Below are 4897 nucleotides of genomic sequence, written 5' to 3'. Positions count from 1 at the left end.
AATGAACATTGTAAAAGTTCAATGTAATCAATAGGTAATAAAGCATAACAAACGCTTCAAGAGGGACTTCCAACGCGTGGCATTTTTATTATGCGTTGATTTTTGTGGTTACGGTGTTATGCGGAAACTTGGTAGTAGCGTTGTCAGCCCCTTAAGCGGGCGTTATGTTTTTAATCAGGTTCAGAGAATCATGGAAGAAAAGAGTCAGTTATTTTTACAGCAGTACCTTCGAACTTTACCTAGTGAAGTGTCTGAAAAATATACATCATTTAGTTCGGATTACTTTTGCGCAGATGAGTATAACGCAAATCTATGTGCAGATTTAATTCTACGTGGCGAGAAACGTGCATCATGCAGCATGGAATATTGGTATAGCCACGAAAGCGAAGTATTACCTATAGTTGGCCACCTTCAAGTGGTCACAAACTGGAATGGTGAGCCAATTTGTATCATTGAGATAACATCGGTCTCAAGTTGTCGATTCAACGAAGTGACGGAAGAGTTTGCGGCAAGTGAGGGTGAGGGCGACAAATCGCTAGAGTGGTGGCGTAATGCTCATTGGAAATTTTTCTCACGTGAATGTGAAGATTTAGGTATAGAGCCAAGTGAGGATATGTTATTGGTTTTAGAACACTTTAAGGTCGTGTATCACTAAAAACATAACAAGGCGTTAAAGAGGGATTCGCAACGCGTGGCATTTTCGTTATGCGTTGATTTTATTAGTTTTTAGTGTGATGCGGTGAGTTTGTCGTTGCGTTGCTCACCCCTTAACGCGGCGTTATGAGGCTTCAGATAGCAAAAACCCCCGGCTCATATGTCCGAGGGTCGTATACCTTAGCTCAAAAAGGGCCATTAACTAATAAGTTCAGAGGAGTCCCAATCCGGCTATGAAGTAAAGATACGTGTTAACTAGATGAGTGTCAATATGTATAATAAAACAAACAACAAAAATGAGTTAACGCAGTGGCAAGATTTGACAATCATTCTAGCATAGAACATCTGATTAGTGAGCCTCGATTAAGAAGCTATAGAGAAGTTTTTGAGCATCAAAGTGATGAAGAACTATATGGTGCGTACGAGTGGAATAAAGCGGTAGTTGCTTGTTTTGCTCCACTTAATCAGATTGTAGAAGTTACGCTACGTAACGCAATTCATAACGCTTTGTCAGATCGATATGTAGGTCATTGGTATCGGAGGCCAACATACAGTAGTTTTGCTCCTAGAGAGCAGGGGCAACCGCGAGCTAGGGAACCCCATGCTGTGTATAATTTGAAGAATAATTTCAAAAAAGCTCATGATAAAGCCTACGAAGAACTACAGCGTAAAGGTATTGGTGGAACACCGACAGTTGGGCAAGTAATCGCTAAGACTGATTTTTCAACGTGGGAATACGCCTTAGATACTGAGTTTTACGATGGTTCTGGAGCTGACAATAGATACTTTTGGCCACAATCATTGGGTACAGTGTTTCAAACTTGGCCTTTGAGTGGTTCGCTTTCAACTTTAAACCACATACAAGATCTTGTTAAAAGCATTCGTTTATTCAGAAACCGCCTTTCTCATAATGAGCCTGCTTGGAAACATAGCAGTGTCCACACAGAAGAAGATGTGTTTGTGTATCTGAATAGAAAGATAGAAATCATAGAAAGCTTAATTGGTTGGATATCCCAAGATAAGCTGCTCTACATTCAGCAACAAGGTTGGTTTGAGCATGCAAAAAACGTCTGCAAGCCTGAAGCGTTGAAATATTACCAAGGCAAAGAACGAGTTAAGACTGTGCGCTCATGGCGTCAGTTAAAACGAAATTTATCCTCAGACATGAGCGTACTCAAAATTAAGTCTGGTCAAGTGATAGAGGTTAAAGAACCTCAACTTAAAATTTTCGAATGACAGCCTCATAACAATCTGTTTAAGAGTGATTCGCAACGCTTGGCATTTTTGCTATGCGTTGCGTCTTGTGGTTAAGGTGGTATGCGGTAGCTTCGGTATTGCGTTGCTCACACCTTAACAGGGCGTTAAATGCTTTCAGATGTACGCGAAAATCTGAGTATGTGACCTTTAAATTTTTGCTCTAAATAATCGGTATTGTTTGGTCTTATGTGATCACTCGTAAATCCATATTCACTCATTTTCGAGCTAAGTTTATTTTTCCGACCTCGGTCTGGATCAACAATAATAATATCGCATGTCTGATTAGCATGAGTTTGAATGAACTGAGCCAACAATGAGATGTGTTGGTCTTCATATAAAAGGTCGCTACCAATGATTAAATCAAAAAGGCCGAGTTGACTGCTCACATCTGCCCAATCGACACGTTCGAAAGCAATTTTTTTCCGATTATTCAGTTGAGTGTTTCTGTCTAGGAATGTTTCAACTTCAGGATGATAATCCGTGGCGGTGATGTTTGCCATTTGCTCATTCAGAAGTAGGCTTGATAATCCAATGCCACAACCGACTTCAAGAATTCGTTTGTTATTGGTATCTAAGTTAAGAACATGGTGTGCTAGAACTAAGCTGGATGGCCAAACCACTCCGAAAATTGGCCATGAAGCAGAAGAGATGCCTAAGTTTTGTGCCGTGTTTTTAGGGTCGCTAAACTGTTGTTTATCACGTAAAGTGCATAGATGTATATCATTGTTTCCAATGACAATAGTTTGGTAACGAATACGAAGTGTAGTTGTCATAATGGTTCTTGGTTAGGTAGTAAAGCTAAGCCAAATACTAATAATCCATAGATGACGAAACAAAAAGTGTGATAAAGGTTAAAGCAATTTGAGTTTAGTGCAAGGCATTTAACAAAGCGTTCAAGAGGGATTCGCAACGCGTGGCATTTTCGTTATGCTTTGATTTTATTAGTTTTTAGTGCAATGCGGTGAGTTTGTAGTTGCGTTGCTCACCCCTTAACGCGGCGTTAAGTGATTTGGAGAAGTTATGTTGAAATTGAAAGAAAATTGTTCGAGATTGAATTTCAAAAATATAGTCAAAAATGACAGTACAATTGAGATCTTGATGTATGGAACTGGAAGCCAAGAACTATATAAAAGTGGGATTGAAGAACTCGAAGAGTGCTGTATATCGTCGCCTGAATATGCTGAAGTGTTTCATCAACAAATAGATAGTTACAAGAAAATACTAGAAGATCCCAATTACATTCAAGGTCTATATCCTCGAGGCATTCAGAAAATCATCCAGCAAATTATTGAGCCAATGTCACTGTGGGAAGCTATCACCAGTTTGACCACAGACCATTTTTTAGCCTCTGATAACTATTTCCGAAACTTAGTTGATGTAAGCTTAACATTCTTACTAAGTAGTGAAATTGCGAAATTGTTCAATCATAAACCAGAAGATTTTTCTCTTTATAATATTTGGTTGGAAAGCAAACAAAAAATTCAAGCCTCAAACCTAGTTACATTAGAAGAAATTGAATTTATTGACAGTCAGTTTGAAGTTAGTGGAAAGAAACGAGATCCAAGATTAAAAAGGTTACTCAATTTTAGAAACAAGCAAGTTGCGCATAACTCTGTAGCAGATAAAACTCTAAAAGATGATTTTATCTTCGTTACTTGTTTTATTCTTAGAGTCTGGGCAATTCTAGATGCTGTTTATAGACCTAATTGTATGCCTAGCCCTATACATATGGACGAAGAAATTTTTTACCAATTCTACAAAATTATGTCTAATAACGAGCTTTCGTATGTTAAAGCTAAAAGGCTCAAATTCATCAATGAGTTGTTGAGTGCCTGTAGTATAGATTTAATTACAGGAGCAAACGACGGAAAAAGGCCGTTTTCAGAACTTAAGATCACAGTAAACATCACTTAGTATCAAGTTTGAAGTGCAACGATCAGCGATAATATCCAACAAAACATTCCTCCGGTGTTTTAAAGCCCAGACGAGCTCTGGGTCTGTTGTTAAGTTTGTTCGCAATTGCGTTGCACTTTGCTTGAGTGAGAGTCGCCATCGAGGTGCCTTTGGGGAGATATTGTCGGATAAGTCCGTTGGTATTTTCATTGGTTCCTCGCTCCCAAGAGTGGTGTGGGTTAGCAAAATAAAATCGAGTATCTGTGGCCGCTTCAATAAGCTCATATTGGTTAAACTCAGTGCCATTATCGGCGGTAATGGTGGTAAACAGACCATCAAATCGATTCATAAGATGAATGGTCCTCCGGTTAAGTGATGCGGTTGTTCGGTCGTCCATTTGCCCAATCAGGGTGTAACCGGTCATGCGCTCAACGAGTGTCACGATGCAGTGTTTAGAGCCTTTTCCCATGACCGTATCAATCTCCCAATGTCCACGCGTTTTACGTGTTTCGACACTTTTAGGGCGTTCAGAGATATGTCGTTTATTGGCGAGCCTTCCGCGACTATCGTAGGCAGCATACCGCTTGCGCCGTTTCTTGGTTGATTGCCGTAGGTGTTTCCAAAGTTCGCCCCCATTGGCTTTATCTCGCCAGATGTACTGGTAAATAGACTCATGGCTAATGGTCGGCTGTTTATAGCGTTTCATTCTTCCGACTACTTGAGCAGGGCTCCAATCTTTTTTGATAAAGTGCATAACTTGATCATATTGTTGCTGAGTGATGCGCTTATTACGCCTGGATTTGCTGCGTCTTGTCCGAGTGCGTTGGTCGGCTTTGAAAGCGCGGTAGGCTCCGTCGTAAGCACAGCGATTACGAGCAATTTCTCGAGAAATGGTACTCTTATGGCGTCCGGTCAGCCGAGCGATCTCAGCCAAGCTAAGACCTTGCTTTTTATAGGCAGCGATAGTATATCTGTCACCTTCGGTGAGCTGTTTATAAGTCATAATTTTTCACTTCTTGGCGGGAGGAAAAATAGGGATTATGACAGCTCACTGTTTTATTTATAAGCGTTGCACTTAGTATATGAATCCAAG

At 40.1% G+C, this 4897-nt stretch carries 5 protein-coding genes; 3 read left to right on the top strand and 2 right to left on the bottom strand.

Going from position 1 to position 4897, the window contains the following annotated elements:
- Positions 1-190: 190 nt before the first annotated feature.
- Both CAG58_RS00285 and CAG58_RS00280 read left to right on the top strand, forming a co-directional pair.
- Entirely contained in the window at positions 191-655 is a 465-nt protein-coding gene (locus CAG58_RS00285) for an ASCH domain-containing protein (protein WP_161429824.1), read from the top strand.
- A gap of 308 nt (positions 656-963) precedes the next feature.
- Positions 964-1890 (top strand): Abi family protein, encoded by a 927-nt coding sequence (locus tag CAG58_RS00280; RefSeq protein WP_161429822.1) that lies wholly within the window; start codon positions 964-966, stop codon positions 1888-1890.
- 125 nt (positions 1891-2015) lie between these two features.
- Here CAG58_RS00280 and CAG58_RS00270 read toward each other — a convergent pair whose 3' ends face one another.
- The gene (locus CAG58_RS00270; RefSeq protein WP_161429821.1) at positions 2016-2684 is read right to left on the bottom strand and encodes a class I SAM-dependent methyltransferase; all 669 of its coding nucleotides are present in this window, start codon (positions 2682-2684) and stop codon (positions 2016-2018) included.
- 247 nt (positions 2685-2931) lie between these two features.
- Between CAG58_RS00270 and CAG58_RS00265 the strand changes: the two genes are divergently transcribed.
- Positions 2932-3825 carry a hypothetical protein gene (locus CAG58_RS00265; RefSeq protein ID WP_161429820.1) on the top strand — a complete coding sequence of 298 codons (894 nt, stop codon included), beginning with the start codon at positions 2932-2934 and terminating at the stop codon, positions 3823-3825.
- Between the two features lie 22 nt (positions 3826-3847).
- On the opposite strand, the gene CAG58_RS00260 is transcribed toward CAG58_RS00265, so the two are convergent.
- A complete protein-coding gene (locus CAG58_RS00260; protein WP_161425269.1) occupies positions 3848-4807 on the bottom strand; it encodes an IS30 family transposase in 960 nt (319 codons plus the stop codon).
- Positions 4808-4897: the final 90 nt, after the last annotated feature.

Source organism: Vibrio sp. V31_P5A7T61 (assembly GCF_009904895.1).
Classification (GTDB): domain Bacteria; phylum Pseudomonadota; class Gammaproteobacteria; order Enterobacterales; family Vibrionaceae; genus Vibrio; species Vibrio metschnikovii.
This window is presented reverse-complemented; position numbering and strand designations above follow the sequence as displayed.